The sequence below is a fragment of the Mycobacterium scrofulaceum genome (genome assembly GCF_002086735.1).
GTDB lineage: Bacteria > Actinomycetota > Actinomycetes > Mycobacteriales > Mycobacteriaceae > Mycobacterium > Mycobacterium scrofulaceum.
Map to the genome: position 1 here is coordinate 1 of NZ_MVIJ01000142.1, position 1230 is coordinate 1230.

Consider the following 1230-nt stretch of genomic DNA (forward strand, 5'->3'; position numbering starts at 1 on the left):
CCCCCCCACCGCCGTGGACATCCTGACCACCATCCTGGGCCGCGACGGCGCCCAACAATCCGCCCACACCCTCGCCGCCGCCGAAACCGACCCCTTCAACCGGCTGCACCTGGCCGCCGACATGTATTCCGACGCGCTGACCGCCGCCGCCGAACAAAACGCCGGCCCCGACGTCATGGCCCGCATCGACACTGCCGCCGCACACCTGGGCCACCACCTCACCGACGCCCAAGCCTGGCCCGTGCTGCGCCGCCACCTGGCCCTGTTGGCCATCGAAGGACACGACCCCATCGACGCACTCCACGACGCCGCGGCCACCCCGCTGGGCGACGCACATGACCCGGCCGCCGTCCTGGACTGGCGTCTGCCAGCCCCCACCGGCGTCGACGCGGCAGACCGTGGACCGCTGCACTGGCTGCCCGCCATCCCCGACGTCATCACGACCGACCCAACATGGGCGACCTACCTACACGCCCGCGCTGACCTCGTGCGAGAGCTCGCCGATCACATCCGCGGCACCGCCCGCGCCTGGGATGCCACCACCGCACCCGCCTGGGCGCGGCCCCTGCTCGACGGCAACCGCAACCTGCTGGCCGAAATCGCGGTCTTTCGCGCCGCCCACCACGTCGATCCCGCCGACACCCGCATCACCGGCCCCGAACAGCACGCCAACCGCTCCGCGATCATCCAACAAGTCATCCACTCGCGCCTCGACGCCGCCCTGACCCGCGCCGGCGCCGACACCGCCCGCTGGCGCCAACTGGCCGACACCATCAACCCCCACCTCACCGACGACCCCTACTGGCCGCGGCTGGCCACCCACCTTGAGGGCGCCGCCCGCGCCGGCGCCGACGTCTCCGCCCTCCTCCACGACGCCGCCACCCAACACGGGCCCCTGCCCGCAGACATGCCCGCCGCCGCCCTGTGGTGGCGCCTGGCCGGCACCCTCGCACCCCCCTCACTGGAAGGCACCGACACCAAACTGCGGCCCCCCTGGACCGCCGAGCTGCACCACCTATTCGGAACCCGCATCGCCGAAGCCATCATCACCGACCCCGCCTGGCCCGGCCTGGTCGCCGCGGTCACCGCCGCGAGCTGGCCCCCACACGATCTGCTCGCCGCCGCCGCCGAACACCTGCACGACATCTCGGCCACCCAGACCATCCGCCCCGACGAATACGCCCGCCTGCTCACCTACCGCGTCGAACTGCTCACCCACCACGCCGCCAC

The 1230-nt window shown here is 73.0% G+C and carries 1 pseudogene; it reads left to right on the forward strand.

Going from position 1 to position 1230, the window contains the following annotated elements:
- Positions 1-1230, forward strand: a pseudogene (locus tag BST44_RS29145) (MobF family relaxase); the annotation flags it as partial.